The organism is Candidatus Methylopumilus universalis (assembly GCF_006364435.1).
In the GTDB taxonomy this organism is placed as follows: Bacteria; Pseudomonadota; Gammaproteobacteria; order Burkholderiales; family Methylophilaceae; genus Methylopumilus; species Methylopumilus universalis.
Genome location: NZ_CP040977.1, coordinates 440,136 through 465,392, shown reverse-complemented (window position 1 = coordinate 465,392; position 25,257 = coordinate 440,136). Strand labels below are relative to the sequence as shown.

The window sequence follows — 25,257 nt, the reverse complement described above, 5'->3', positions numbered from 1 at the left end:
GTTTGTCAAAGACTTAACTAAGCGCCAATTTCTGATTTTCTTTGCGCAATAATATAAATCAAAATCCCGAAAACTGATTTAGCAACTATATCAACAACAGTGAACCCAACCTGAACACTGACGAATGCGGACAGACCAAATAAAGGTAGGATATAAACAAGCGGATAAAATGACCATGACAGAATAATCAGTAGTCTTGTTTTTTTGAATAATGGCTGAACAACTAAAGGTTGAGTTTTAATTGATGCACCGACCCCTTTAATCATTTCATACAATATATAAGAAAATGGAATCATTGCTAAAATCCACCAAATAATCTTAGCAAATCCAATTGTAAGGGTTTCCCCAGGGTAGCCCAATAAAACCATAATCGCAGAAGCTAAAGTTAGCCCCAGACCTTTTTTGTATGTTTCCGTATGAGGCAATCTTAAGACTAATACAAATTCTAGAAGTAATAAGGGAACGGTTAATAGCCAATCAACATATCGATATGCATTATTAAATTGCATACCACTTTGTATCACTAGACCATCTTTCAATATATAAGCACTGTTGAAGCTCTCAAAAATTCTTAAATAATGGTAAGTTGTAATTAAACAAACAAGTCCCGAAAGGGTTAATGCAGTTTTGTATGCGGGTGAAACCTGTGACCTTTGCAGGAGGAAAAATACGGTTGATGCTCCAAAAGCAGCGATTGCAAAAGAGATCGCGTTATATACTAAATTAAACTCATCTATGCTCATGGGGTTAGTGTATCGATATTAGTTATCTTAACCTATTGATATTATTAAATTTAATTAGTAAAAATAAAAAAACTGTGCAGCCTAAGCTGCACAGTTTTTTAAAGAAATTACATACTTACTTTACTTATTTTGATTCTGATACTGCTACAGACCAAATAATTACACCGAAAGCAATTTTGTTTAAAACGTCAGCTAAGTTATAGATGATGTTTAATGATGCCATGCTGCTTGCAGGATCTGAACCAGTTAAATAACCAAAGTAATAGCCTAATGGATAAATTGCCCAACCAAATGTAACAATTAATCGCATTGTATTGAAGGCTTTTTGAACTGTTGCTGGAGCTTTATTTGCAGCGATTTTACTTGCTTCACCAGCAAAAATTTCGTAAAGGATATAGAACCATCCAAGCATACCAACAATGAATGATGTCATAACATCGGCATAACCAGCCTCACCGACATAACCTCCAACAAGCATTACTAATGTACCAATTACAAGTCTCCAAAAGACACCTGTAGAAACCTTCGTAATCGCTGAAAGAATTAAATAGAATTCAATCATTAATAAAGGCACTGTAATTAACCAATCAATATATCTATACACTGTTGGTGTTGATCCTGTTGCAATCCACACGTCACGCATATAGAAATAGTGAACAGCTGCTACTAATGTAACTAGTCCAGATACAGTAAGAGAAGTTTTCCACTTACCTACTACGCGATCTCTTTCAAGAAAGAAAAAAGCAGTTGAAGCAACTAATGCCATTGAAATTAACCAAAAAGTAATGCCAACAAAATCACTTGATTGGAGAACTTGGGCTGAATGGCCCTCTGCAAAAGCTAATGTCGATAAGCCTAATAAAGACAAACCTAATAAGCTCTTATTTTTTACCGATTTAAAAAAACCTTGAAACATAGGAACCTCCTAATGGTTGATAGAAAACAACTTTCAAGAACTAAAATAATTAACTAGTGTTTAAGTAAATTATCTAAATGTCAGTTTAGCCTGTGATTTGAATTTTTCAAAACACTTAAATTTTGTTTCATGGTTATCATTAACCATAACTAAATTATGGAAATAAATAAATGTGCTTTAATGTGTTGATTTTTATAAAAAAAAGCATAAATAAATTAGATCAGTTAAAATTTATTTTGATGTAAATTTTTTCTAAGTTCGCCCCTTCGTTTTTGTTACTTACTATCCTTTTAGAACATGCAGAATGGAGGGGATTTTTTACTTTATCTTCCACAATAAATCTTCAGCTTAAATTGTAATAAAGCCACCTGAAATGGCTCAAATTCTTGACAGTTAATAAACTGTTATCTATAGGCTACATTTTTTGTATATTTTTATAAAAAATGAATTTTTATTGGCTTTTAAACTCTAGTTAAGAAGCAATAAGCTGAAATATTGCTCGATCGGCTCCAAATTTTTCCCCCGAATGGTTTGGAGCCTTTCTCTTTTAAAGATTAAAAAATATGATAAAAATTCTTTACGATCAACACTGCAGCCTTTGTTCAAAAGAGATTAACTACTATAAATCAATCGCACCGAAAGGCGTTTTCTTATGGTGCAATCTTCATACGCATCATGAATTACTTCGTAAATATGGCATTGCGCAGAAGGATGCTTTATTAAGTCTTCATGCTATCGATGGAAAAGAGAGACTTTATAGGGGTGTAGATGCATTTTGTCTTATATGGAACAACCTAGAAGGCTGGAGATTATTAAGTTTTATAATCAAAATGCCATTAATTTACCAACTGAGTAAAGTGTTCTATTCATACTTCGCTCTATGGCGCTTTAATAAAATGAAATACTGCAGGGTGAATTAGTTGCCTTTAATCGTCGGCATCGATGGATGTAAATCTGGTTGGTTTGCAGCTTGGCAGAATCAAGAGGGGGTTATTGAAACTGCTATTTTTCAAAGCATAAGTAATCTCAAGAATTTTTTTATTGGGACCAATCAGTTAATCATTGGTATCGATATACCCGTCATCTTATCGGAAGTGATGCCTCGACAAGCCGATCAATTAGCTAGAAAACTTCTTAGTAAAAAAGCCTCTTCTGTATTTACAGCGCCAACACCAGAAATGCTAGATCAACCGAATTATGAGAAAGCATCCCTTGTATCTAAAAAACTTATTGGGAAATCCATGTCACTTCAATCTTGGTATTTATTTCCCAAGATAAAGGATGTCCAAAATATACTTCATTATGAGAATATAAAAGTATTTGAAATACATCCGGAGCTAAGCTTTAGAGCTATGAATAATGAAAAAATAATCCTTGAGAGCAAAAAGACAGATGAAGGCTTTAAAATAAGAAAGTCTCTTCTTGATAAACATTTTCTGAATTTAAATTTTGATGCCATCCGAACTAAATATCAAAAAAAAGATGTAATGGATAATGATATTTTAGATGCCCTCGTTGTTTTATGGAGCGCTAAAAGAATAGCAAATAATCAAGCTTCATATATACCAAAAATACCTGAGAAACCAAACATGCAGATCGTTTACTAATGGTTTATCTCATAAAAATTATTATCGCTGTCTTGGTGATTGTTCTTGTTACTGAGTTAAGCAAGAAAGATACAAAATTAGCTGCGCTCTTGTTAGCGCTGCCAATTATTTCTTTTACTGCTTATACGATGATTTGGTTTGAAAGCAAAGATACAGAGAAAATTGCTAAATTAGCCAATGAAAATTTTATTTACGTATTGCCAGTAATGCCTGTATTACCTTTATTTAGTTGGTTACTTAAAAATGGTTATGGCTTCTTCACTTCAATGATGATGGTAACAATTCTTATGATCATACTTTTCTATGTGTTGCAAAAAATACTATGAATGATCTCACTATTTCTTAATACGTGAACTTTTAGCAGCTCTCTCGTAAAAATTATCTGGCTTATTTTTCACCCAATTAATAAACGTTTGCATATCGGAATGGTTTCTTAATGACTCTGCAGTATTCAATATTTTAGCGAGTTCATTTTCATTAAATAAAGCGTGGATTTGTTTATGGCAGATTCGGTGAAGATATTCCGTAGATTTACCGCCTTTAGATTTTGGAATTAAATGGTGCGCATCTTTTTGAGATTCTGGAATAACTCTGCTACATATTGGGCATATTATAGTGTCCGGAATGGCCTCTGATAATATAGGTGGTAGAAGTTTTTTTCTAATTTTTCCGATCATGCTTAATTTTTATGACGCTTACATCGCTCTGAGCAGTATTTAACATCATTCCAAACAAGCTGCCACTTCTTTCTCCAAGAAAAAGGCTTTTGACAAACTAGGCAAATTTTTGTCGGTAAGTTTTCTTTTTTTACCATTCCCATAATAATTTAACGGCTAATTTTATATTGAGTAACGCAGTGATCTCGCTTAATGTCAGGCGATCTAAGTTTTAAATGCTTACTTGATCGCTCTTTAACACGCTTTCTCCACAATCGATAAGATGAAGGCTTAAGGTGCTTTTGCATGAGCCTCATTAAAGAAGGCTCATCTAGTTGATACGTCTTTAAGATGGCTTCAAAAGGTGTTTTATCCTCCCAAGCCATTTCGATCAGCCTGGAAATATCTCCTTCGGTTAATAAAGTCTCTTTTTTTGACATCAGACCTAATTGAATAAATATTTAATAAAAGCGGCAATACCTAATATATAAAATGCTGAACCAAGGCCGCATCTAAAAGCCATATGCCAATTATATTTACATTTTTTCTTTGCCATTTTTTTATCTTTCATATTAATGAAGTGATCTAGATACATTTCTTACTTTTAAAGTTCAATACTATTTAATCTGCATTTGTATTTCGCTATTCTATACTGCCAAAATTCATAACCCTAAAAACTTCTGACAAACTATCAAATTCATTAAAATATCTACTTCTAGAGATATTAGCTCAGCTTTATATAGAAAAAATAGTTAGAATTCACTATGACTACATTTAAAAAAATACCCTCATCAGAAATTACACCTGAGCATATTTATAATGACCGCAGAAATTTTATAAAAAATTTAGGTCTAATTTTAAGCTCTACTGCACTATCCACATTTACAAACACGGGTTTCACTGCGCTTAATACTCTCCCTTCCTTTATTCAATCAAAAGACCATGGTAATGAAAAGCTCACTTCTTTTAAAGATATTACAAGCTATAACAATTATTATGAATTTGGTACTTCAAAATCAGATCCACAAGATCATGCGCATTTATTAAAAATTGACCCATGGTCGATTTCGATTGAAGGTTCTGTAGCGAAACCATTAAAACTTGATATAGATGAACTCATAAAGCTCATACCAATAGAAGAACGCATCTATAGACTTCGCTGTGTTGAAGGTTGGTCTATGGTGATTCCTTGGATAGGTATTCCATTAAATTCGTTACTTAAAAAAATAACGCCAACAGGAAATGCTAAATATGTTGAATTTGTATCACTAAAGCGCCCAAGCGAAATGATTGGGCAAAAAGATGACATGCTAGATTGGCCATACACGGAAGGACTAAGATTAGATGAAGCTATGCATCCACTCACTATCTTGGCAGTGGGTTTATATGGAAAAGTTTTACCAAAACAAAATGGCGCACCTATTAGGTTGGTAGTCCCTTGGAAATATGGCTTTAAAAGTATCAAGGCAATTACTAAGATTAGATTAGTAGAAAAAATGCCTATATCTACTTGGATGAAAGCCAATCCCAAAGAGTATGGATTTTATTCCAATGTGAATCCTGAAGTAGATCATCCTCGATGGACACAAGCTACCGAGAGAAGAATTGGAGAAAGCCTTTTATCTCCTAGACTTAAAACGCAAATGTTTAATGGCTATAAAGAAGAAGTAGCTCATCTTTATCAAGGTATGGATTTAAATAAAAATTTTTAATTCGCCTTGAAGTTAAATCCAATCTATATCAAACGCTTTATTTTTATTTTAGGTCTTTGGCCTATTTTTTCTATCGGCATAGATATATTACAAAATAATCTTGGAGCTAATCCCATAGAGTTTATTGAACGTCACTTCGGAAAATGGACGCTCATTTTCTTATGTTTAACACTTAGCATGACACCTTTAAGAAACATTACAACGATTAGTCAGTGGATTCTATACAGAAGAATGCTGGGACTTTTTGTATTTTTCTACGCATCAATTCATCTATTTTGCTATATATGGCTTGACTACCATTTTGCATGGATCGATATCAAAAATGACATTATTAAACATCGCTATGTGCTTGTAGGTTTTTTAGCATGGCTTTTATTACTTCCATTAGCTATCACTTCTTCAGATAGGATGATGAGAAGACTTAAAGTAAATTGGAAAAGATTGCATCGCCTTATTTACCTCATAGCTATACTAGGTGTACTTCATTTTGTATGGCTTGTAAAAAAGGATTTGACTGAGCCACTTATTTACGCTGTCATAGTTTCTCTATTGCTTTTATTGAGATTAAATATTTTCAAGCGTAAAAAAAATTAACTATTGAAAATACTTTTCCAAATAGATACAACCTCAGCCGGGTGATTAGTAACTTCAGAATACTTTATTTTTCCATCTAATTTAGTCTCAAGACCTAATTGATGTTGAAGCTCTCTATATAATCGATAAGCGCTGATGAGTTTTTTAGCTGTGAGAGCGTCCATTAAATTTTGCTCACTAAAAAGATTAAGTAATCCAATATTGCCTATATTTTGAGTAAGTGCCTTATTTGAAGAACCAAAAGCTAAAACAAAATATTGCACAATAAATTCAATATCAATAATGCCGCCACGATCTTGTTTTAGATCGAAAAGCTCATGATCGACTTTGTGTTTCTCGAGCATTTTTTCGCGCATATCCAATACGTCTATCTTTAGCTGCTTTATATCTCTTTGCATTTCTAGAATATCTAATCGAGCCTTTTCAAATTGCTTGCCTATACTTTCATCTCCAGCGCAAAAGCGCGCACGGGTAATTGCTTGGTGTTCCCATGTCCAAGCTCTCTTTGATTGATAATCTTTAAAAGCATCAATAGAACTCACCAATAGACCACTTGCTCCGTCAGGTCTTAATGCAAGATCTATTTCATAGAGAATGCCTGAGGATGTGTAAGTGTTGAGCCAACTATTAATCCTCTGTGCAAATCTTGCATATTTTTCTGCCATGCCATCTCGCTTGTCATCATAGATAAACACAATGTCTAAATCCGAGGTATAGCTCATTTCTTTACCTCCGAATTTCCCATAAGCAATAACAGCAAATTTAGGTGGGTCATTTTGCTCTGGATACATATGACGCCATACCAATAAGAGCGTTTCTCCTATAAGTAGGTCAGCAAGCTCAGTTAAGTAATCAGAGAGATTTTCAACTGACACATCACCTATGACTTCTAATGCAGCCAGCTTAAAAATGTTAGCGTGCTTAATATTGCGCATGATATTCATTTGCTGCTCAATATCATCTTTAGCTTCCAATAAATCTTTATGAAGCTTTTCTTTTATTGCCACAAAATCTGGCTTTGAATAAAAATGATTAATATCAAGCAATTCATCAATCAATATCGGATGCTGAATAAGATATTGCGTAAGCCACGGGCCCGCTTTAGATAGTTTAATAAGTATCTTTAATGCACTTGGATTTTCTGTGAGCATGGCAAGATAACTCGCACGCCTACATATACTCTCTAAAATTGAAATGATTCTAATCAGCGTTGAATCTAAATTAGGATCAGAAGCTGAAGAAACCTCATGGATAATTAAAGGCATGAGGAGATCGAATCGTTGTCGACTTACTTCAGGTAAATGTAAATAACGTGAACTACCCTTTAATCCTTGAAGAATCTGATAGGTTTCATCAGGTAATTTAAATCCTAATTCCTCTAGATACTTATATGCATCTTCTAAAGTTAAAGCACTATTCCATAGCACTTTAGTTAAATTTAATTGCGGCGAATCTTCATCTTTAATTGTTTCTTTAAAAACCTCATCAAAATAGAATTCTACGTTTGCTCTGTGAATTTCAAGATCTTGATAAAACATATTCCAGTCCTGGTAATGCATAGACTGAACCACTCTTAATTTACCTTCATCTGTTTTTGGTAGCTCTTGCGTTTGCATGTCTTCCATATACTGAAGTCTATGCTCTAAATTTCTTAGGAACTTATAAGCCTCAGTTAATGACTTAACTCCATTTTTAGATAATAAATTTTTAGTTTCGAGAAGTGCTAATGCAGGTAAAAGCGATTTAAGTCTTAATGTTTTATCTTGGCCACCTCGTATCAATTGATAAACTTGTGCAATAAACTCAATCTTACGAATACCGCCTCGACCAACTTTAATATTTTCTTGGATGCCCTTTTTATTTACATCATTTTGAATCTGAGTTTTTAAATCACGCATAGAATTCAATGCACCGTAATCTAAATATTTACGATAAACAAATGGCTCAATAATTTTAGTAAGCTCTATTTGAGGTCCTACAATAACTCGACCTTTGACCCAAGCATATCTTTCCCATTCTCGCCCGTATTTTTGATAGTAATCTTCTAGCATTTGATAACTACATACAATCTGCCCCTCAGAACCAAAAGGTCTTAATTGCATATCTACGCGAAACACAAACCCATCTTCTGTCACATCATTAAGGCTCGATATAATTTTTTTGCAAAGTTTAATAAAGAAGCTTTGATTGCTTATAGACTCCTTACTTTCAGTATCTCCTTCTTCTGGGTAAGCAAAGATTAGATCAATATCAGATGACACATTAAGCTCTTCTCCACCTAACTTTCCCATGCCGACAATACTTAATAGCTGCTCTTCTCCCCTTAATCCTATCGGAGCACCATGGATAGACTTCAGGGCATTGAAATGAAATTGATGTGCATGAATTAGAGTGATTTCAGCAAGCGCTGTTACTGACTTTAAAACTTCATCTAAATCAGCTAATTTATTAAGATCGCGAAGAATAATATTTGCTATCACTTGCTGACGAAGTATACGAAGAGATTTATTTAAACTAATCTCGTCAGAAATTCGTCGGCTATCTAGCCATGATTCCATTTCTTGCCGACTAAAAGGATGACTAATATGCTGAAGTGAGAATTGCTCAAGCGCTTTATCTGCCTCAAATAACCTTTTTATAAAAGGTGAGCAGTGGTAAGTATAAGTAAGGTCTCTACTTAATAGTTGATTCAATAGTGATTGATTAGATGTAGACATGTAGCATTTAGTTAATTCGTATTCTTCATAACTTAGAAATTAACACAAAATCTAGCTTTTGCTTGCACACCCTTTAAACTCCCAGCTAAAATGTGTTTTTAGCTACACCTCCAAATTTTACAAATATCGAATGTGCTATCAATAAACCTTATGCTACGACAAATTATAATTTTTTCATTCTTTGTACTGACTACATTAGTCCCATTAACTTCTTCTGCAAATGGAGAGTCTACTTATAAAGCGGTTTGTATAGCTTGTCATGCTGCCGGTATGAATGGGGCTCCTAAATTTCAGAATAATCGCGACTGGGCTCCTATTATTAAAGAAGGCAAGGTTCATGTAATTGCTGAAGCATATAACGGTGTGAGAAAAATGCCGGCAAAAGGCGGGAAGCCTGATTTAACTTTAGAAGACTTTTCTGGGGCCTTAATTTATATGGTGAATGCTTCTGGCGGCAACTGGAGCGATCCTACCGAACAAGAGTATATAAAGATTAAAAATAAGCTGTCGAAGCTTAGTAGCAAAAAATAATAAAGCTAAAAGTCTCTAAAAGTTTTGACGCTTTGTAAGATAGCCCTATTACCGCCTTACCAAAAATCTATCATTAGGACTTACCATTACCCTTGATAGGTTTTGCTATTGATAAGTAATACTTATCACATACTTAAGAACAATTCATTGGATTTATCTAAACAAGAGACATAGAATTTGCTCATAGAAACTATTTGTGAGGAAATGAAAATGAAATCAAAAAAAGAAATTAAAACATCTAAAATTTTAGAGAAAAATGAAAATTTAAAAAATTCAGAAATGTCAAAAAATTCAGATGAAAATAATTTTGTATGTAAACAGAATGACAAAGACTGCTGGCATAGATATTCGTCAGCAATGGGCGATTGCGTTTAATTACTTGTGAGAAAACTATGAAATATAAAAATAAAAATGAAGCATTTGACTGGTTTGTTCATTCTTGGAAATGTACCTGCCCTATTTGCTCAGTAAAGATTTATTAGCGCCATAGGCACGAAATATTCTGACAGTTAGTCTAGCTGAGCTTTGGTTGTTGCAAAAGCATCTATTGCTTTGTCTAGATCTTCAAATGTATGCGCAGCTGAAATTTGCGTTCTAATTCTAGCTTTTCCTTGCGGCACAACTGGATAAAAAAATCCAATCGCAAAAATACCTTTTTCTAGTAATTTTTTACTCATTGATTGGGCAATATTGGCATCACCTAACATAATAGGAACAATAGGGTGATCACCATCGCTTACATCAAAGCCAGCTTTTTGCATTCCAGCTCTAAAGTAATGGACATTTTTTTCCAACGTATCACGAAGTGCAGTTGATTTTTTTAGCATCTCAAAAACTTTTAACGAAGCAGTGCAAATATTAGGGGCAAGTGTATTTGAAAATAAATAAGGTCTAGATCTTTGTCTTAGCATATCAATAATTTCTTTACGTCCGGATGTAAAACCACCAGTGGCCCCACCTAAAGCTTTGCCAAATGTACTTGTGATGATATCCACGCGATCTATGACATTACAATACTCATGAATGCCGCGGCCTGTTTTTCCCATGAATCCTGTTGCATGGCAATCATCATGATGCACCATGGCATCAAATTCATCTGCAAGATCACAAATCTTATCTAATTGTGCAATCGTACCATCCATAGAAAATACGCCATCGGTGGTAATTAGAATACGTCTCGCTTTATTTTTCTTGGCTTCTTCTAGTTTTGCACGTAAATCATTCATATCATTATTTTTATAACGATAACGTTGCGCTTTACATAAACGAATGCCATCAATAATGGACGCATGATTGAGTTCGTCAGAGATAACAGCATCATCTGCTGTGAGTATGGTTTCAAATAAACCACCATTTGCATCGAAGCATGCAGCATAGAGAATCGTATCTTCTGTGCCTAAAAACTCGCTCACTTTTGCTTCTAGCGTTTTATGTAGTGTTTGTGTTCCACATATAAATCTTACAGAGGCAAGACCAAAGCCCCATCGATCAAGACCATCTTTTGCCGCTTGAATGACTTCGGGATTGTTAGCCAAACCAAGATAGTTATTCGCACACATATTAATAACTTCTTGATTATCAGAAAGCTGAATCTTACTTTTCTGATCAGAATTAATAATACGCTCAGTTTTCCATAGTCCTGCTTTTTTAATTTCTTCTAAATCAGACGAAAAACTTTCTTTAGCTTTTTTAAAGCTCATTAAAGATCCTTAACATTAATTTTCCCAATTTAAGATAATTTTGCCAGACTTGCCTGATCGCATAATGTCAAAACCTTCTTTAAACTCAGTGTAAGGGAATCGATGTGTAATCATTTTTTCTAAAGGCAGACCACTTTGAACCATCATGGTGCCTTTATACCAAGTCTCAAAAATTTCCCGGCCGTAGATACCTTTAATTGTGAGGCCTTTGAAGACCACCATATCCCAATCTATGCCAGAACCTGCAGGCATGATTGCTAGCATAGCGATATGGCCGCCATTAATCATAAGGCTTAACATCCCACTAAAAGCTTTGGGGGAGCCTGACATTTCGAGTCCCACATCAAATCCTTCAAAAATACCCACAGACTTCATCATGTCACGGCTTATTGATTCTTTTTCAACATTGATTGTAATTACACGTGGAAGAATTTTTTTGATAAGGTCTAAACGATATTGATTTACATCTGTGATCACAATATTTCTTGCGCCAGCATGGTCTGAAACCATAGCAGCCATCATACCAATTGGACCTGCTCCTGTGATCAGAACATCTTCGCCCACCATATTAAAAGAGAGTGCTGTGTGAACTGCATTTCCATAAGGATCAAAAATAGCAAGTAAGTCAGTTGAAATTTCACGACTGGGTTTAAAGATATTCTTAGCAGGAACTGACAAAAGTTCTGCAAAGCATCCTGTTCGATTTACGCCTACGCCTATTGTATTGGGACATAAGTGCGTTCTGCCACCTAAGCAGTTTCTGCAACGGCCGCATGTTAGATGACCTTCTCCTGAGACAATATCACCTACTTTTAAGTCCGTTACATTAGAGCCGATATCTACAATTTCTCCGGCATACTCATGCCCAGTAATCATAGGAACGGGAATTGTTTTCTGAGCCCACTCATCCCAATTGTAAATATGAATGTCTGTGCCGCAAATAGCTGTCTTTTTTATTTTAACTAGTACGTCGTTATTACCCATTTCAGGTTCTGGCATATCTTCTAGCCATAAACCTTCTTTAGCGTATTTTTTGACTAATGCTTTCATTTAGTAGACCTCGCCATTCTTAAGACAATAAAAGAAGTCTTTTAATTATATTGAAGATTATTTTTTTTGATACCGGCTTTTAGTATGAATAACTGTTTTTTGTTACTCAACCCTACTCCTCTCCAGTTAAAACCCTCTCATCCGAAGCGATTTGGGCATAATTTTTCTTGCTATTTTAAATGAGAATGATTATCATTTAGATATGGAAATACACAAAAAACCCCAATATTTCAAAAAGATATGGGCTTACCTCTTTATTGGAGGTATGTTACCGAGCCTGTCAATGGCTGATACATCTTCAAAAGATCATCTATACCATAAGAGAATTGAATTACATGAGATTGAAGTTAAGGACAATTTAGCTAAAACATACCTTAAAAAAACAACGAGTACTGCTACAAAAACAGATACGCGTATTCGCGATATTCCCCAATCAATTTCAGTGATCACTGAAGAACAAATCAAAGATCAATCTCTACTTGGGCTGAAAGATGCAATTCAATACTCCCCTGGTGTCATGGCAGGTCAAGGAGAGGGCAATCGAGACAGTATTTGGTTTAGAGGCAACCAAAGTACATCAGACTTATTTGTAGATGGTGTGAGAGATGACGTTCAATATTACCGAGATCTCTACAATATAGATCGCGTTGAGGTGTTAATGGGTCCTAACGGAATGATTTTCGGTCGGGGTGGGGTTGGTGGCGTGATTAATCGCGTTGTCAAAGAGGCTACCTGGGAAAATAAAAATGAAATAAAAATACAAGGTGGCGCATATGACCATAAACGCTCATCAATAGATCTTAACAACCGCATTGATGAAACACTTGCTGTAAGAGTCAACGCTATGATTGAAGATTCTGGAAGTTTTAGACAAGGCGTTGAAAGCGAAAGAAAAGCCATTAATCCAACTTTTACATTTAAGCCATCAGACAAAACGAAGGTTGTTGTAGGTATGGAATATTTTAATGATAAAAGAACGAGTGATCGAGGCATTCCTTCTGTCGACAATGGGCTTAAAAGCTACCCCTATTCAACGAGTCGATCAACATTTTTTGGAAATGCATCACAAAGCCCAAATGAAGCGATAGTTAAAAATGGTTATGCAATTATTGACCATACTTTTGATAATGGTGTGAGTGTTAAAAATCACACACGATTTTCTGATTACGACAAATATTATCAAAATGTATATGCAAATAGTCAGGTCTCAAATGGGCTAGTCACTATTGATGGATATTATGACAATACGCAAAGACAAAATTTTTTCAACCAAACAGACTTAACTTATAACTTTAAGACGGGATCAGTTTCCCATAAGCTTCTAACGGGCTTGGAAATTGGATTGCAAGAAAATCAAAATTATAGAATTGTAAATAGTGGTAGTGACCCTACCCCTTTAGCTTCAAACCCATACGCTTTATTAAATTGGCAATCAACTAAGAGTCGAAATACTGCAACTGATATTTACAACCAAGCCATATATTTTCAAGATCAAATATATTTGAATGAACAATTTCAAATCATCGCGGGCTTACGTTATGATAAATTTAAAACTAAATTTAATGATAGCGTTGCTCCTGCAAATAGCGCCACCATCAATGATCAATTTATCTCTCCTAGAGTTGGTTTGGTATATAAACCTATTGAACCCGTTTCTTTATACACAAACTATAGTCTAAGTTACCTCCCTCGAACTGGAGAACAATTAACGTCACTTACATCTTCTATCAAATCATTTGACCCAGAAAAATTTACAAATATTGAAGCAGGAATAAAGTATGACTTATTACAAAGCTTTTCAATTAGTTCTGCTATTTATCGTTTAGAAAGATCGAAGATGGCAATTACAGACCCTTCAAATTCTTCCAATACCATTATTGTTGACGGCCAGGTAACAAAAGGTTTTGAATTGGGTGTTGCAGGAAAATTATTTGATTCATACAGTATGTATGGGGGATACACTTACCAAGATGCAGAAATTACGAAAAATCAAGGTGGGTCTACTCCAATTGCACCAGGTACAACTTTAGGTCACGTGCCAAAACATACATTTTCATTATGGAATAAATATGAAATCAATGAAACATGGAGCGCAGCTTTAGGTGTTGTAAGCCGCGGTGATATGTATGCTGCTACACCAACCACAACAACAGCAGTAAATCTTCCTGGATACACTCGATTGGATGCTGCCATTTATGCAAATATTAATAAACAAACTAAACTTCAGTTAAATATAGAAAATTTACTTGATAAAACCTACTATCAGTCGGCTCATAACAATAACAACATTATGTATGGCTACCCACTTACTGCTCGAGCGACAGTCACGTATACTTTTTAAAAGATGTATAGTTTTTATCTAAAAACTATAAAATAAACATACACAAACAACTAAAAACTAGAATAGGTACAAAATGCTTGAATTCATTCTTGACCCAAATACAATCATTGCTTTTTTAACACTTGTAGCTCTTGAAATTGTATTAGGCATTGATAACATTATTTTTATTAGCGTTCTTGCCAACCGCCTACCCATAGAAATAAGAGAATCAGTCCGCCGTTTTGGATTATTGTTCGCTTTGGTTACACGCATCCTATTGCTATTAAGCTTATCTTGGGTAATGGGATTAACAGAAGCACTTTTTTCTTTTTATAACCAAGAAATTAGTGGGAGAGATTTAATCCTATTCTTCGGGGGCTTATTTCTTTTATGGAAAGCTAGCAAGGAAATTTATCTTGAGGTTGAGGCAGAAGAAAAAACCGCAAGTGAAATTAATGCCTCCAGTACCAAATCTAAATCAATTCAGAACCTTTTTTGGGGCTCTATCTTCCAAATAGGTATCCTTGATATAGTTTTTTCACTCGATAGTGTTATTACTGCAGTTGGCTTAGTCGATGAAATTTCAATTATGGTTGCCGCTGTTTTGATCTCTGTCATTTTCATGCTGTGGGCTGCAAAACCTATTGGTGATTTTGTACACCATCATCCATCAATTAAAGTTTTAGCACTGTCTTTCTTAATGATTGTTGGTTTTGTTTTAATTGCTGAAAGTCTTGATGTTCATATTCCCAAAGGATATGTATATTTCGCAATGGCCTTTTCTCTTGCTGTCGAAGTTCTAAATATCCGTGCTCGACAAAAAAAGGGCGGTTAGATAATGAAACTAACTCATACTTAATTAAGACACTTTTAAGTGAAATACATACTTAACTGTTTACTTCTCATATCGCTTTTTCAACCAATTAATTTAATTGCGGATCAAGAAAGAAGTAAATTAAAAATTGCAGTTCTTTATGATGATGAATTTATTCTTCATAACACCGGCCCTAATCATCCAGAAAACCCTGATCGACTCTCAAGTGTAATTAATTTTCTCAAAAATGATTCTAAATTACAGCCCAATTTAATTTGGCCTACCTTTGGTTACGCATCCACAGAAGTCATAAGCCTCGTACATTCAAAAGAATATATTCATCTTGTTAAGCGCGAATCTGAAAAACTTGCTGAGTCTAATACAAAGCTTAGTACCGGTGATACTGTTATATCAAAACATTCGTATCAAGTTGCCAGAAAATCAGTAGGAGCGATTACTGAAGGGGTTGATCAAATGATGCAGGGTAAGGCTTCAAGTGCCTTTGTATTTTCAAGGCCACCTGGCCATCATGCAACTAAAGATAGAGGCATGGGATTCTGCATTTTTAATAATGTCGCCATTGCAGCAAAATATCTACAAAACAAATATGGCATCAATCGAATATTAATTGTTGATTTTGATGTTCATCACGGCAACGGAACCCAAGATATTTTTTACAGTGACAATACGGTTTTCTATTTCAGTATCCATCAACATCCTTTCTATCCTGGCACAGGTCGCCCTGATGAAAAAGGGAGTGGTGAAGGTTATGGATATACATTAAATATTGATTTGCCAAAAGGTGCCGGCGATGAAGAATTTATTCATGGCTTAAAAAGCCAATTAATTCCTGCCATGGATAAATTCAAGCCAGAATTTATATTGGTATCTGCAGGGTTTGATGCGCATGAAAATGATTTACTAGGGCAATTGAAATATACAAATAATGGCTATAGGAAAGCTACAGATATTTTATCTACCATTGCAGAAAAATATGCGTCTAATCGTCTATTGTTTGTTTTAGAAGGCGGGTATGAACCTACAAATATCAAAGAAGCTTCTGAAAGTATTCTAAATGTAATTATTTCGAAAAATAAAAAACTGACTGGCCGGTGAGAGCGAGATAATTCCGCGTTGTATTAATTAATAGCATCTTTTAGCAGTTTCTATAATTCTTTAAAAGAAGCTTTTTTTATTCTGTCATGTGTTCTCACCACCCGCTCTATTCTTTCTCTCCCAAAAACGATTGCCCAGACCCTCTAGAAATCTATAAATACTGTAAAATATTTGAATCTGAGAGATAAGCCCAGCTTAAATCTAAGTACCATTTAATCTTAAACGTGCCAATTCTATTACTAGAACTCAAAAATGAAAATCCTTAGACTCATTCTGGGAGATCAACTTAATCCTAACCATTCTTGGTTTAAAAAACTAGATGATGAAATCCTATATGTCTTAATGGAGGTTAAGCAAGAAACAAATTATGTTCTTCACCATGCGCAAAAGATTTTAGGTATTTTTGCAGCGATGAGAGATTTTAAAAGTATGCTTACCAAAAAAAACCATCAAGTTATTTATCTTGGGATAAATGAGAAGTCCAATCTTCATTCCTTTAAAGCAAATTTAAAAAATTTATTTGATCAATACAATGTTCAAAAGTTTGAGTATCAAGAGCCTGACGAATATAGACTTGATCAAGATTTAATGGAGCTTTGTAATGAAGTCTCTATACAATCTGAGCGCTTTCCGTCAGAACACTTTTTTACACATCGTTTCGAGGTTAGAGAAATGTTTGCGGGAAAGAAGCAGTGGCTGATGGAATCTTTCTATCGTGCTATGAGGAAAAAGCACTGTGTCCTCATGTCTGAAGATGGAAAACCTGTTGGCTTAAAATGGAATTTTGATCACGAGAATAGAAAAGCTTGGAAAGGAGAACCCAAAGTCTTTGAGGATCATAGGCCTATTCATGATCATAGTGAATTATGGGATGAAATTACAACGGCTAGAATAAAGAGCTTTGGAAATCATAATGCATCTCAATTTCGTTGGCCTTTAAATAGAAAAGAAGCATTAAAGCATTTAGATTTTTTTATTGGACATATACTCATTTACTTCGGCGACTATCAAGATGCGATGCATAAAGATGAAACAAAAATGTTTCATTCTTTAATCTCTTTTGCGTTGAATACTAAAATGCTTTCTCCTAAAGAGGTTGTATCAGCTGTTGAAAAATCATATTTATCTAATCAATTATCAATCAATACTGCCGAGGGCTTTATCAGACAAATCATAGGCTGGAGAGAATATATTAGGGGATATTATTGGGCTCATATGCCAGCTCTTGGCGATCAGAATTATTTCAACCATCAATTGCCAGTGCCCAATTGGTTTTGGAATGGGCAAACTAAAATGAATTGTCTTAAATATACAATCAACCAATCTCTTGATGAAGCATACGCGCACCATATCCAAAGACTGATGATTGTTGGTAACTTTTCTCTACTTGCAGGCCTTCATCCTAAAAGCCTTCATGAGTGGTATTTAGGTATCTATATTGATGCATTTGAATGGGTTGAAATGCCTAATACACTGGGCATGAGTCAGTTTGCCGATGGTGGCAAGCTAGCAAGCAAACCTTATGTATCAACAGCGAACTATTTAAACAAAATGAGTAACTATTGTGAGGGGTGTTATTATTCGAAAAATGAGAGGGTTGGTGATAAGGCATGTCCGTTCAACAGCCTATACTGGAATTTTTTTATTGCGAACTCACAACAACTAAGCAAAAACCCAAGATTAGCGATCGTCAATAAACAGATCAGAGATATGGATCCTAATCTCATTGAAGATATTAAATTACAGGCTAAAAATTTAATCAAAAATATTGAAAATATCTAAACATTCAAAGGGGATATATGACAAAAAAATTAAAACAAGTGGAATTGCTAGAAAAAATTCATCAAAAGCTATCAGACATTAATACGAATATGCTAAAAGTATTTTGGATTGTCGCTATTTTTGCATTTCTATACTTTGGTTTAATGCTGCATCTTCTTAACAAGTAAAGTTTAGTAGGCATGCTCCGAGGCACGCCCCTATGATACTCTTGCAAAAATGCTCTTCTAGAACATCAAATCTAATTAAAAGCTAATTATTTACTTTTGTTTTTTAATTTTTCTTTTAATTCCATGTTTTTAAATTCTTGAACTGTTAAAACAACACCAACAATTGCAAGAAAAAAACAGAATAAGCCTGTGCCAAATAATATTGGATTAGTCATGTTTATCCCTTTCTCGAGATAACTTTAAAGTATATTGCGAAGGACAAAATAGAAGGAATCCAGGTAGCTGTAAATAACCCCTCCTGTTGTTGGCCATTAAACCATAAGTAAGCTGTAGTAATAAAAGCCACAAAGACAGACAACAAAATACATATATCGGACATTTTAAGCATAAGTTCTCCTAATCATTTAAAGATTTTTACTATTTTTCGTTCCAAAAGGCCCATGAAGCAAAGAGCAAGAATAAAACAGTTGCTGAAGCATGAGTTCTAAAACTTGTCTCGCCAGGTATTTGAAATAATAAGGGGGCTAATTCTAAAATTCCTAAAATTAACCATGCTAGCGAAATTACGGCTAACAAAAATGTAACACGAGCGATTTTTTTTCTAAAACTCATAAATCCATTTTCTTGTAATTTAAAGAATACTGTCAGCATGTATTTTTTAGGCCCTTACTGTCAAGCAAAAAATCATTAAATACCTCTAAAGTGATAGCATTTGCCGCTTTAGAGCACGCTCTGTATTTAACCCTAAAAAAAATAAGTTATTACTAGCTATTAACAGGATAAAGAGCATAGTACTGTCTTGGTACTATTAACTAAATTAGATGGTGCTTTCGGAAAAAGTCTTAAATCAAGAAGGCTCAGTTCAAACTTATCTCAAGAACAGCTTGGTCTAAAGTCGGGATTATCAAGGCCTTATATCAGCGAGTTAGAAATGGGCAAAAAAGATCCAAGCTTATTCACTATATTTAAATTGGCCGACGCCTTGAAAGTGAATCCTAGTTTTTTTATCAATGGAATTGAACAGGCAATTAGCATTTCTTAACACACTTCTTTTTGGCTCCTGCCAAAATCACGGACCTAAATCGTCCCAGCCAGATTAATTTAATATAAATGATGCTCATTGTTGACATCTATATATCTCAGGAATACGATTATTATCTAAAGGTCAAAAAATATTCAATATTTTGCACATTTAGATTTGTTTAAATTACCGGAGTAAGTATTATGAAAAAAATATTAGCTTTTGTTTTTTTACTTTCTTTCTTAAACGTTCCTCTTTTCGCGGAAGAAGATTTAGGTTTTAAACCCTTTCATCCCACAGATGCATTATTGATTGGTGGTAATGGCGGCTTTAATCCTGGCACTGAATATGGAAATAAGGTTGAAGTAGAACCTGACTTTAAACCATTTCACCCTACAGATGCATTATTGATTGGTGGTAATGGTGGCTTTAACCCTGGATCTGAATATGAAAGTAAGTAATATTAAATTTAATTCATAACTTAATAGTTACTTATTAAAGCCACTTTCGAGTGGCTTTTTTTTATTTGAACATCAAAATTTTTGGCGGTCTAATTTTTTTATCATTTTGAAGTAATTCTCCAAACACGATTTCCTACATCGTCAGCAACAAGAAGATTTCCTTTTTTATCAATAGCCAATCCTACAGGCCTTCCATACGCTTCGTCACCGACCACAAAATTGGTGACAATATCTATGGGTAATCCTTGAGGTTCATTATTCTCAAAAGGTATAAAAACAACTTTATAGCCACTACGTGGCTTTCTATTCCATGAGCCATGCTCACTTATAAATACACCATTGTTATAGGGTGATTTAAATTGTGATGTATTAGAAAAAACTAAGCCTAAAGCTGCAACATGCGCTCCTAGAGCATAATCGGGTGAACGAGGCTTAAGATTTTTTGGCATAGATTCTTTTACACGAGGGTCTTTATAATTTTTAAAGTACACATAAGGCCATCCAAAAAAATCGCCGTCATTAACGGAAGTTAAATAATCAGGCACCAAATCATTACCTAATTCATCCCTTTCATTCACTACCGTCCATAATTGGCCTAAAGATGGATGCCATGCGAGGCCATTAGGGTTCCTCAAGCCTGATGCATAAATTCTTTTTTGTTTTGTTTCAAGATCAATTTCTATAATTGCCGCTCTATCTTTTTCTTGGTCTAATCCACGCTCTCCAATATTACTATTCGACCCAACTGTTACATAAAGCTTTGTACCATCCAAAGATGCAATAATATTTTTTGTCCAATGTGAGTTGATCTCTCCTTCTGGCAAATCTACAATTTTTTCTGGGGGATATTTTTTAGTATCAATTTTTATGTCGCCTACCTCATAATGAAAGCGCAAAATAGCATCAGTATTAGCTACATATAAATCATTACCAATCAAAGTCATTCCAAAGGGCGAATGTAGGTGAGTTAAAAAATCATTAGCCAATTCGGCAGCACCATCATCATTAGAGTCTCGAAGTAATGTAATTTTGTCTGGGCTATCTTTGCCTGCTCCAGCACGATTCATAAAATATCTTGATACAAGGTCTTTTAATCCTTGTGTTTTTTTAGGGGGTTGTTTATTACTTTGTGCAACAAGAACATCGCCGTTAGGTAAAACATATAACCATCGAGGATGTGTTAGTTCTTTTGAATAAAGACTAATCACAAAACTATCTATGACTTTTGGCATGACACCTTCTGGCCATTGCGATGCTTTTGCAATACTTACTGTAGGGATAATTGATGAGCTTGGTTCAGGTAATTTAGGATTTTTACCTAAACTCAAACCAGGTGAGTCTGCAGAAGGTATTGTTTGACAAGAAAAGAGAGCGGCTAGCAAAAAAATATATGCAATTTTTTTCATAGTCTTATTTTATAGAATAATTACTATATTTTTATAGATTAAAATAAATCTAAATGAACATTATTTTTTTGATAGTTGTTTTTTATCTAATTCTATTTTTTTGTTGTTATCTGGTTTTGCAGAAATCATTTTCTCGCCATCCCACTTCTGACCACACCAACAAATACCTTGAGCATTAATAATACATACCCCTCTTCCACAACATCTTTTATCTTCCATAGTCATAAATTACATTATATTTAATAAAGTTAGAATGAATCATTATCAATTAAAAAGAAAAATTAATATCTCTAATGAAATGGCATGAGTAACCATCGGGGAATTTCTTTAAGTATTTTTGGTGATTTTCTTCAGCTGAGAAAAATGAGTTGAATGTATTTACTTCTGTCGTAATCTTACTTTTAAGCACGCCTAATACATCAATCTTTTTAATCAAATCTTCAGCTAACAAGAATTGCTCATTGTTTGTTGCGAAAATAGCTGATCGGTATTGAGTACCTATATCATTACCTTGTTGATTAAGTGTTGTGGGGTCATGTATTTTAAAAAAAAATAGAAGTAAGTCCTTAAAGCTTAAAATATCAGAATCAAAAACAACTTTTACTGTCTCTGCATGCCCTGTAGTTCCTGTTGTGACTTCTCGATAACATACATTTTTAACATGCCCGCCGGAGAAGCCTACCGTTGTATCAACAACACCCGGTATTTTACTTAAAAGATCTTCGAACCCCCAATAGCACCCTCCTGCCAAATATACTGTTTCAATAGCCATATTAATCCAACACAATCGGACTTTGATTTAAGTCATCTTTATAGTTAATAGTTTTTTTAATCATACTGTTTTTAAGAGTTCATTTAAGCTAGTGAGTTCAATCCAAAATATCCTAATTCTGGATGTTTTCTAACACACACCTATTACAGCCCTGCCAAAAACCCCTGCCTTGAACCTTCTGCCTAGCAGACAAATACTGTAAAATATCCGTTATTGGGGGATTAGCTCAGCTGGTAGAGCAGCGGACTCTTAATCCGTTTGTCGCGAGTTCGACCCTCGCATCCCCCACCACTACAATTAGTTTATTTCTCATAATCTCTACTAAAATTTAATTTTCTAAAACAAGGGATAACAATGGCTACTGCCGTAATTATTAAACACCCGAATTCGGGCATGATCAAAATTGGTTACTATGGTTTTAGTTGGACCTATCTTTTTTTTGGATGGTTTGTGCCGCTTTTTAGAGGTGAATTAGGTGTGGCAGCACTTCATATGCTTTTTTCAATTATCACACTGGGACTATGGCAGGTGATTGTGGCTTTTTTATACAACAGACAATATATGACGCGTATGTTTATGACTGGATGGGTTTTAGCAGACTCAGAAGGTAATAATGAAATGGCCGCTCAAAGACTTGGTGTTGTATTACCTAAACGCGGACGTAAATAAAACTCTATTTCTTTTTGCTACAGACCCGCTTTAAATATAAATCATTAAGTGTCTTAGGTTTGATGGCTTGCCAATCTAATGCTTCGCCTTTATTAAATAAAGCGTGGCCTTGACCCATAGGTTCTGGATATAAAGCATAAGCTAAAATTCTCATTTTTCGAGCCTTGCAATCAAATTCTGATCTATTTTTAACAGAGTGGTATTGAAGATTTTTAATGGTTTGTGGTTCAGCATAATTTTGCAAATACCACGCCCTTGTCTTATGTCCACTTTTGCTCATCAACTTATAATCAATATAATGATCAGCATCATCTTGATGCACTAAAGACCAATCAGCAAAGGAATAAATTGGAATGAGAAATGAAAGAAGTAGTAAAAATTTCATGGATCAAATGATCGCATTTAATAAGGCTTTTCTCAACCTGAAACTTCTTAGAAATGATGGCTTGTCTATTCACTGAAGGCTAAGCATAATAAAACATCGTTTAATTTAAGACAAAAAAATGAAAAAAGTACGTTGGGGTATTCTAGGGGCAGCACGTGTCAATGAGCGACTTCTTCCCGCTATTGCAAATAGCCCTTTTGGTGAGCTTGCTGCTATTGGAAGTCGAAGAGTCAATGCAGCGGCAGAATGTTTAGAAAAATACCAGCCATCACTTTTAGGTAAAGTTCAGACCTTCAATTCTTTAGATGAAGTGATTAATCATCCTGATATAGACGCTATATATATCCCACTTTCAAACGAGGAGCATACCAAGCCCGCTCTTCAAGCAATCAATCATAAAAAACATGTACTCATAGAAAAGCCTATCGCACTTCATTCAAAGGAAGTTGAGTTAATTCAGGAAGCGGCTCATCAAAATCACGTCAAAGTGATGGAAGGATTTATGTATGTCTTTCATCCACAGTTTAATCGTATAAAAGAAATTATTAGTTCAGGATTATTAGGTGATGTGCAGTATGTGCATTCTATGTTTTCTTTCCCAATCCAGCCTGCGCGTTTTTATCGTATCGATCGATCCATTGAAAATGGTGGTGGCGCTCTTTGGGACATTGGACCTTATGCTATCCATACGATTCGACAATGCTTTAATCAGAACCCTCTATCAGTTGTTGCAACAAGCCATCTGAATGATCATGGGGCAGATCTCACAACTTCGGGCATGATTAATTTTGGCCTGAATCGACGTGCTCAATTTGATATTAGCTTTGAATGCGTGAGACGTTCTCAATTTGAAATTTTTGGGGAAAAAGGAAAGTTGATGTGCCACACGGTGTGGCAGCATGAAAATGATGAGGCACAATTAACCATAACAACTGACAAAGACGGATCAAAGAATGAGCTTATTGAAAAAGCGAATCACTTTACACTTGAGATTGATCATTTTAACCAATGCATTATCAACAATACTGCGCCCAAACTTTCTTTAGATGATGCCCTTTGGAATACAAAAGTATTAGAAGCCGCTCAAGCCTCTATCAGAACAAAAGCTTGGGTTAATTTTTAAAAGGATTAGAAACAAAAAAGCCCGCATTAAGCGGGCTTTTTTGTTAAATCTGAATAATTACTTATTCATTACATACATTGTAACTTCGAAACCGAAACGCATTTCAGTAGCAGCTGGAGTTGTCCACATGATGTTGATCCTTTTATTAAGTTAATGAGAAATTACTTAAATGTAATCTTACTCGTACTTAAAAAGTAAACACCTTGAGGATCATGAATGAGGTCTCATGAAAATCATGAGAGATGTAACACTAAACCGGGATAATTATAAAAAAACTATATAAATCAATAGGTTATAAAATTATACCTTGGCTGGCTTAGGTTGTGGTTTTTTACCTTTAGATTCTTTTCTTTTGTCTTTACTGCCCATATATCGCCTCTTTAATAGGTTGTTTAAATGATTATTGTATACGAAAGATTAAGCCTTCAGCCGCTTCTTAATCTCTTTTTCATACTCAGGGAAATAGTGAGAGATGACCTTTAAATCAAACTGAGAAAGTATGGAGTTATTCGATTCTCGCTCTAACAAAAATTCAAACGACGCAATAATTAAATGTTCGTAAGATACTTTGCCATCAGTTAGGAAATTATAGAAATCATTTGAGACATGAACTTTATGTTGTGTGATCGACTTCGATTCAACTATTACCTCAAAATCTGATTCCTTAATTGATTTAACGGTAATCATTTACGTTTTGGTATCGCGTCTTTACCCCATCTTTTTACAAGAAGATAAAGAATAACAAAAGAAAAAACTACAAAAGAAATTCTGATTGGAAGATAAGTCAGATCAGAAAATATATATTGGAAGAATATATAGGGGGTTAAAAGAATTGCAGATATAACGCGCGCCCAATATAAATTTTTTAATTGCTTACTTTTTTTATTCTTTTGATAGATGAGCCATGAAAGAAAACCGAAAGATAAAGCAGCTATTAAAAAAAGAATACCGGCATACATCACAATCATAAATACATACATCATTTATCCTTATTA

The 25,257-nt window shown here is 34.6% G+C and carries 33 protein-coding genes and 1 tRNA gene; 17 read left to right on the top strand and 17 right to left on the bottom strand.

Going from position 1 to position 25,257, the window contains the following annotated elements:
• Positions 1–17: 17 nt before the first annotated feature.
• Together FIT70_RS02660 and FIT70_RS02655 are read right to left on the bottom strand one after the other, a co-directional pair.
• Positions 18–743, bottom strand: a complete 726-nt coding sequence (locus FIT70_RS02660) for a bacteriorhodopsin (RefSeq protein ID WP_139930505.1) — start codon at positions 741–743, stop codon at positions 18–20.
• Between the two features lie 124 nt (positions 744–867).
• The gene (locus FIT70_RS02655) at positions 868–1,659 is read right to left on the bottom strand and encodes a bacteriorhodopsin-like (RefSeq protein WP_139867393.1); all 792 of its coding nucleotides are present in this window, start codon (positions 1,657–1,659) and stop codon (positions 868–870) included.
• Positions 1,660–2,222: 563 nt separating this feature from the next.
• Between FIT70_RS02655 and FIT70_RS02650 the strand changes: the two genes are divergently transcribed.
• From FIT70_RS02650 to FIT70_RS02640, 3 genes are read left to right on the top strand one after another with little or no spacing between them, the layout of a single operon-like run.
• Entirely contained in the window at positions 2,223–2,579 is a 357-nt protein-coding gene (locus tag FIT70_RS02650; protein WP_139930503.1) for a thiol-disulfide oxidoreductase DCC family protein, read from the top strand.
• Entirely contained in the window at positions 2,580–3,266 is a 687-nt protein-coding gene (locus FIT70_RS02645) for a DUF429 domain-containing protein (RefSeq protein ID WP_139930501.1), read from the top strand.
• Positions 3,266–3,592 carry a hypothetical protein gene (locus tag FIT70_RS02640; protein WP_139870203.1) on the top strand — a complete coding sequence of 109 codons (327 nt, stop codon included), beginning with the start codon at positions 3,266–3,268 and terminating at the stop codon, positions 3,590–3,592. The genes FIT70_RS02645 and FIT70_RS02640 overlap by 1 nt, the downstream gene beginning before the upstream one ends.
• Before the next feature lie 9 nt (positions 3,593–3,601).
• Here FIT70_RS02640 and FIT70_RS02635 read toward each other — a convergent pair whose 3' ends face one another.
• The 3 genes from FIT70_RS02635 to FIT70_RS02625 are packed head-to-tail and all read right to left on the bottom strand — an operon-like array spanning position 3,602 to position 4,362.
• Positions 3,602–3,943 (bottom strand): HNH endonuclease, encoded by a 342-nt coding sequence (locus tag FIT70_RS02635; protein ID WP_189340872.1) that lies wholly within the window; start codon positions 3,941–3,943, stop codon positions 3,602–3,604.
• 2 nt (positions 3,944–3,945) lie between these two features.
• The gene (locus tag FIT70_RS02630; protein WP_082092869.1) at positions 3,946–4,080 is read right to left on the bottom strand and encodes a DUF2256 domain-containing protein; all 135 of its coding nucleotides are present in this window, start codon (positions 4,078–4,080) and stop codon (positions 3,946–3,948) included.
• A gap of 12 nt (positions 4,081–4,092) precedes the next feature.
• Positions 4,093–4,362, bottom strand: coding sequence for a TIGR03643 family protein (locus FIT70_RS02625; RefSeq protein ID WP_139867384.1), 270 nt, complete (start codon positions 4,360–4,362; stop codon positions 4,093–4,095).
• A gap of 324 nt (positions 4,363–4,686) precedes the next feature.
• Between FIT70_RS02625 and msrP the strand changes: the two genes are divergently transcribed.
• A complete protein-coding gene (gene msrP, locus FIT70_RS02620) occupies positions 4,687–5,634 on the top strand; it encodes a protein-methionine-sulfoxide reductase catalytic subunit MsrP (protein WP_139930499.1) in 948 nt (315 codons plus the stop codon).
• Between the two features lie 6 nt (positions 5,635–5,640).
• A complete protein-coding gene (locus tag FIT70_RS02615; RefSeq protein ID WP_139930497.1) occupies positions 5,641–6,228 on the top strand; it encodes a protein-methionine-sulfoxide reductase heme-binding subunit MsrQ in 588 nt (195 codons plus the stop codon).
• Here FIT70_RS02615 and glnE read toward each other — a convergent pair.
• Entirely contained in the window at positions 6,225–8,945 is a 2,721-nt protein-coding gene (gene glnE, locus FIT70_RS02610) for a bifunctional [glutamate--ammonia ligase]-adenylyl-L-tyrosine phosphorylase/[glutamate--ammonia-ligase] adenylyltransferase (protein WP_139930495.1), read from the bottom strand. The genes FIT70_RS02615 and glnE overlap by 4 nt on opposite strands.
• Before the next feature lie 150 nt (positions 8,946–9,095).
• Between glnE and FIT70_RS02605 the strand changes: the two genes are divergently transcribed.
• Positions 9,096–9,476: a c-type cytochrome gene (locus tag FIT70_RS02605; protein WP_139874405.1), complete on the top strand. Its 381-nt coding sequence runs from the start codon at positions 9,096–9,098 to the stop codon at positions 9,474–9,476.
• 210 nt (positions 9,477–9,686) lie between these two features.
• Positions 9,687–9,851, top strand: a complete 165-nt coding sequence (locus tag FIT70_RS06895; RefSeq protein WP_189340871.1) for a hypothetical protein — start codon at positions 9,687–9,689, stop codon at positions 9,849–9,851.
• 134 nt (positions 9,852–9,985) lie between these two features.
• Here the strand turns inward: FIT70_RS06895 and kbl are convergent, their stop codons facing one another.
• A complete protein-coding gene (gene kbl / locus FIT70_RS02600) occupies positions 9,986–11,176 on the bottom strand; it encodes a glycine C-acetyltransferase (protein ID WP_139884289.1) in 1,191 nt (396 codons plus the stop codon).
• 15 nt (positions 11,177–11,191) lie between these two features.
• A complete protein-coding gene (gene tdh, locus FIT70_RS02595) occupies positions 11,192–12,226 on the bottom strand; it encodes an L-threonine 3-dehydrogenase (RefSeq protein ID WP_028817815.1) in 1,035 nt (344 codons plus the stop codon).
• A 202-nt stretch (positions 12,227–12,428) separates the two neighbouring features.
• On the opposite strand from tdh, the gene FIT70_RS02590 reads away from it, so the two are divergent.
• The 5 genes from FIT70_RS02590 to FIT70_RS06890 all read left to right on the top strand — a co-directional run bounded on the left by FIT70_RS02590 (position 12,429) and on the right by FIT70_RS06890 (position 18,425).
• Positions 12,429–14,567 carry a TonB-dependent receptor gene (locus FIT70_RS02590; RefSeq protein ID WP_139930493.1) on the top strand — a complete coding sequence of 713 codons (2,139 nt, stop codon included), beginning with the start codon at positions 12,429–12,431 and terminating at the stop codon, positions 14,565–14,567.
• A 73-nt stretch (positions 14,568–14,640) separates the two neighbouring features.
• Positions 14,641–15,381, top strand: a complete 741-nt coding sequence (locus FIT70_RS02585) for a TerC family protein (RefSeq protein ID WP_028817814.1) — start codon at positions 14,641–14,643, stop codon at positions 15,379–15,381.
• Positions 15,382–15,420: 39 nt separating this feature from the next.
• Positions 15,421–16,476 (top strand): histone deacetylase family protein, encoded by a 1,056-nt coding sequence (locus FIT70_RS02580; RefSeq protein WP_223257748.1) that lies wholly within the window; start codon positions 15,421–15,423, stop codon positions 16,474–16,476.
• Between the two features lie 252 nt (positions 16,477–16,728).
• Positions 16,729–18,258, top strand: a complete 1,530-nt coding sequence (locus tag FIT70_RS02575; RefSeq protein WP_139930491.1) for a cryptochrome/photolyase family protein — start codon at positions 16,729–16,731, stop codon at positions 18,256–18,258.
• A 17-nt stretch (positions 18,259–18,275) separates the two neighbouring features.
• The gene (locus FIT70_RS06890; RefSeq protein WP_189340870.1) at positions 18,276–18,425 is read left to right on the top strand and encodes a hypothetical protein; all 150 of its coding nucleotides are present in this window, start codon (positions 18,276–18,278) and stop codon (positions 18,423–18,425) included.
• Between the two features lie 86 nt (positions 18,426–18,511).
• Here FIT70_RS06890 and FIT70_RS06940 read toward each other — a convergent pair whose 3' ends face one another.
• Positions 18,512–18,640, bottom strand: coding sequence for a hypothetical protein (locus FIT70_RS06940; protein WP_262981976.1), 129 nt, complete (start codon positions 18,638–18,640; stop codon positions 18,512–18,514).
• 202 nt (positions 18,641–18,842) lie between these two features.
• A complete protein-coding gene (locus FIT70_RS02570) occupies positions 18,843–19,076 on the bottom strand; it encodes a hypothetical protein (RefSeq protein ID WP_223257747.1) in 234 nt (77 codons plus the stop codon).
• A 148-nt stretch (positions 19,077–19,224) separates the two neighbouring features.
• Here FIT70_RS02570 and FIT70_RS06960 point away from each other — a divergent pair, with 148 nt between their 5' ends.
• Entirely contained in the window at positions 19,225–19,467 is a 243-nt protein-coding gene (locus tag FIT70_RS06960) for a helix-turn-helix domain-containing protein (RefSeq protein ID WP_139930489.1), read from the top strand.
• Between the two features lie 182 nt (positions 19,468–19,649).
• Complete coding sequence (locus FIT70_RS02560) at positions 19,650–19,907, top strand: hypothetical protein (protein WP_139930488.1); 258 nt, start codon at positions 19,650–19,652, stop codon at positions 19,905–19,907.
• A gap of 101 nt (positions 19,908–20,008) precedes the next feature.
• Here FIT70_RS02560 and FIT70_RS02555 read toward each other — a convergent pair whose 3' ends face one another.
• Genes FIT70_RS02555 through msrA form a run of 3 tightly spaced genes read right to left on the bottom strand, consistent with a single transcriptional unit; the run spans position 20,009 to position 22,085 of the window.
• Positions 20,009–21,313, bottom strand: a complete 1,305-nt coding sequence (locus FIT70_RS02555) for a PQQ-dependent sugar dehydrogenase (protein ID WP_139884282.1) — start codon at positions 21,311–21,313, stop codon at positions 20,009–20,011.
• Between the two features lie 60 nt (positions 21,314–21,373).
• Positions 21,374–21,532, bottom strand: coding sequence for a hypothetical protein (locus FIT70_RS06885; protein WP_189340869.1), 159 nt, complete (start codon positions 21,530–21,532; stop codon positions 21,374–21,376).
• Positions 21,533–21,581: 49 nt separating this feature from the next.
• Positions 21,582–22,085, bottom strand: a complete 504-nt coding sequence (msrA, locus tag FIT70_RS02550; protein ID WP_139930486.1) for a peptide-methionine (S)-S-oxide reductase MsrA — start codon at positions 22,083–22,085, stop codon at positions 21,582–21,584.
• A 215-nt stretch (positions 22,086–22,300) separates the two neighbouring features.
• Between msrA and FIT70_RS02545 the strand changes: the two genes are divergently transcribed.
• Together FIT70_RS02545 and FIT70_RS02540 are read left to right on the top strand one after the other, a co-directional pair.
• A tRNA-Lys gene (locus FIT70_RS02545) sits at positions 22,301–22,376 on the top strand.
• A gap of 63 nt (positions 22,377–22,439) precedes the next feature.
• On the top strand, positions 22,440–22,754 hold the full coding sequence (locus FIT70_RS02540; RefSeq protein WP_028817803.1) for a hypothetical protein: 315 nt from the start codon (positions 22,440–22,442) through the stop codon (positions 22,752–22,754).
• Positions 22,755–22,758: 4 nt separating this feature from the next.
• On the opposite strand, the gene FIT70_RS02535 is transcribed toward FIT70_RS02540, so the two are convergent.
• Entirely contained in the window at positions 22,759–23,139 is a 381-nt protein-coding gene (locus tag FIT70_RS02535; RefSeq protein WP_028817802.1) for a surface-adhesin E family protein, read from the bottom strand.
• A gap of 118 nt (positions 23,140–23,257) precedes the next feature.
• Between FIT70_RS02535 and FIT70_RS02530 the strand changes: the two genes are divergently transcribed.
• Positions 23,258–24,262 carry a Gfo/Idh/MocA family protein gene (locus tag FIT70_RS02530; protein WP_028817801.1) on the top strand — a complete coding sequence of 335 codons (1,005 nt, stop codon included), beginning with the start codon at positions 23,258–23,260 and terminating at the stop codon, positions 24,260–24,262.
• A 57-nt stretch (positions 24,263–24,319) separates the two neighbouring features.
• Here FIT70_RS02530 and pqqA read toward each other — a convergent pair whose 3' ends face one another.
• From pqqA to FIT70_RS02515, 3 genes are all read right to left on the bottom strand, one after another.
• Entirely contained in the window at positions 24,320–24,391 is a 72-nt protein-coding gene (pqqA, locus tag FIT70_RS02525) for a pyrroloquinoline quinone precursor peptide PqqA (protein ID WP_012777389.1), read from the bottom strand.
• 288 nt (positions 24,392–24,679) lie between these two features.
• A complete protein-coding gene (locus FIT70_RS02520) occupies positions 24,680–24,949 on the bottom strand; it encodes a hypothetical protein (protein ID WP_139874385.1) in 270 nt (89 codons plus the stop codon).
• A complete protein-coding gene (locus FIT70_RS02515; protein ID WP_139874384.1) occupies positions 24,946–25,245 on the bottom strand; it encodes a hypothetical protein in 300 nt (99 codons plus the stop codon). Before FIT70_RS02515 ends, FIT70_RS02520 begins: the two co-directional genes overlap by 4 nt.
• Between the last annotated feature and the right edge of the window lie 12 nt (positions 25,246–25,257).

What these genes read in the sequence shown, in the direction of transcription:
- FIT70_RS02660 (WP_139930505.1), bottom strand. Translation starts at nt 743, where the DNA reads ATGAGCATAGATGAGTTTAATTTAGTATATAACGCGATCTCTTTTGCA.
- FIT70_RS02655 (WP_139867393.1), bottom strand. Translation starts at nt 1,659, where the DNA reads ATGTTTCAAGGTTTTTTTAAATCGGTAAAAAATAAGAGCTTATTAGGT.
- FIT70_RS02650 (WP_139930503.1), top strand. Translation starts at nt 2,223, where the DNA reads ATGATAAAAATTCTTTACGATCAACACTGCAGCCTTTGTTCAAAAGAG.
- FIT70_RS02640 (WP_139870203.1), top strand. Translation starts at nt 3,266, where the DNA reads ATGGTTTATCTCATAAAAATTATTATCGCTGTCTTGGTGATTGTTCTT.
- FIT70_RS02635 (WP_189340872.1), bottom strand. Translation starts at nt 3,943, where the DNA reads ATGATCGGAAAAATTAGAAAAAAACTTCTACCACCTATATTATCAGAG.
- FIT70_RS02630 (WP_082092869.1), bottom strand. Translation starts at nt 4,080, where the DNA reads ATGGTAAAAAAAGAAAACTTACCGACAAAAATTTGCCTAGTTTGTCAA.
- FIT70_RS02625 (WP_139867384.1), bottom strand. Translation starts at nt 4,362, where the DNA reads ATGTCAAAAAAAGAGACTTTATTAACCGAAGGAGATATTTCCAGGCTG.
- msrP (WP_139930499.1), top strand. Translation starts at nt 4,687, where the DNA reads ATGACTACATTTAAAAAAATACCCTCATCAGAAATTACACCTGAGCAT.
- glnE (WP_139930495.1), bottom strand. Translation starts at nt 8,945, where the DNA reads ATGTCTACATCTAATCAATCACTATTGAATCAACTATTAAGTAGAGAC.
- FIT70_RS02605 (WP_139874405.1), top strand. Translation starts at nt 9,096, where the DNA reads ATGCTACGACAAATTATAATTTTTTCATTCTTTGTACTGACTACATTA.
- FIT70_RS06895 (WP_189340871.1), top strand. Translation starts at nt 9,687, where the DNA reads ATGAAATCAAAAAAAGAAATTAAAACATCTAAAATTTTAGAGAAAAAT.
- kbl (WP_139884289.1), bottom strand. Translation starts at nt 11,176, where the DNA reads ATGAGCTTTAAAAAAGCTAAAGAAAGTTTTTCGTCTGATTTAGAAGAA.
- tdh (WP_028817815.1), bottom strand. Translation starts at nt 12,226, where the DNA reads ATGAAAGCATTAGTCAAAAAATACGCTAAAGAAGGTTTATGGCTAGAA.
- FIT70_RS02590 (WP_139930493.1), top strand. Translation starts at nt 12,429, where the DNA reads ATGGAAATACACAAAAAACCCCAATATTTCAAAAAGATATGGGCTTAC.
- FIT70_RS02585 (WP_028817814.1), top strand. Translation starts at nt 14,641, where the DNA reads ATGCTTGAATTCATTCTTGACCCAAATACAATCATTGCTTTTTTAACA.
- FIT70_RS02575 (WP_139930491.1), top strand. Translation starts at nt 16,729, where the DNA reads ATGAAAATCCTTAGACTCATTCTGGGAGATCAACTTAATCCTAACCAT.
- FIT70_RS06890 (WP_189340870.1), top strand. Translation starts at nt 18,276, where the DNA reads ATGACAAAAAAATTAAAACAAGTGGAATTGCTAGAAAAAATTCATCAA.
- FIT70_RS06940 (WP_262981976.1), bottom strand. Translation starts at nt 18,640, where the DNA reads ATGACTAATCCAATATTATTTGGCACAGGCTTATTCTGTTTTTTTCTT.
- FIT70_RS02570 (WP_223257747.1), bottom strand. Translation starts at nt 19,076, where the DNA reads ATGCTGACAGTATTCTTTAAATTACAAGAAAATGGATTTATGAGTTTT.
- FIT70_RS02560 (WP_139930488.1), top strand. Translation starts at nt 19,650, where the DNA reads ATGAAAAAAATATTAGCTTTTGTTTTTTTACTTTCTTTCTTAAACGTT.
- FIT70_RS02555 (WP_139884282.1), bottom strand. Translation starts at nt 21,313, where the DNA reads ATGAAAAAAATTGCATATATTTTTTTGCTAGCCGCTCTCTTTTCTTGT.
- FIT70_RS06885 (WP_189340869.1), bottom strand. Translation starts at nt 21,532, where the DNA reads ATGGAAGATAAAAGATGTTGTGGAAGAGGGGTATGTATTATTAATGCT.
- msrA (WP_139930486.1), bottom strand. Translation starts at nt 22,085, where the DNA reads ATGGCTATTGAAACAGTATATTTGGCAGGAGGGTGCTATTGGGGGTTC.
- FIT70_RS02540 (WP_028817803.1), top strand. Translation starts at nt 22,440, where the DNA reads ATGGCTACTGCCGTAATTATTAAACACCCGAATTCGGGCATGATCAAA.
- FIT70_RS02535 (WP_028817802.1), bottom strand. Translation starts at nt 23,139, where the DNA reads ATGAAATTTTTACTACTTCTTTCATTTCTCATTCCAATTTATTCCTTT.
- FIT70_RS02530 (WP_028817801.1), top strand. Translation starts at nt 23,258, where the DNA reads ATGAAAAAAGTACGTTGGGGTATTCTAGGGGCAGCACGTGTCAATGAG.
- FIT70_RS02520 (WP_139874385.1), bottom strand. Translation starts at nt 24,949, where the DNA reads ATGATTACCGTTAAATCAATTAAGGAATCAGATTTTGAGGTAATAGTT.
- FIT70_RS02515 (WP_139874384.1), bottom strand. Translation starts at nt 25,245, where the DNA reads ATGATGTATGTATTTATGATTGTGATGTATGCCGGTATTCTTTTTTTA.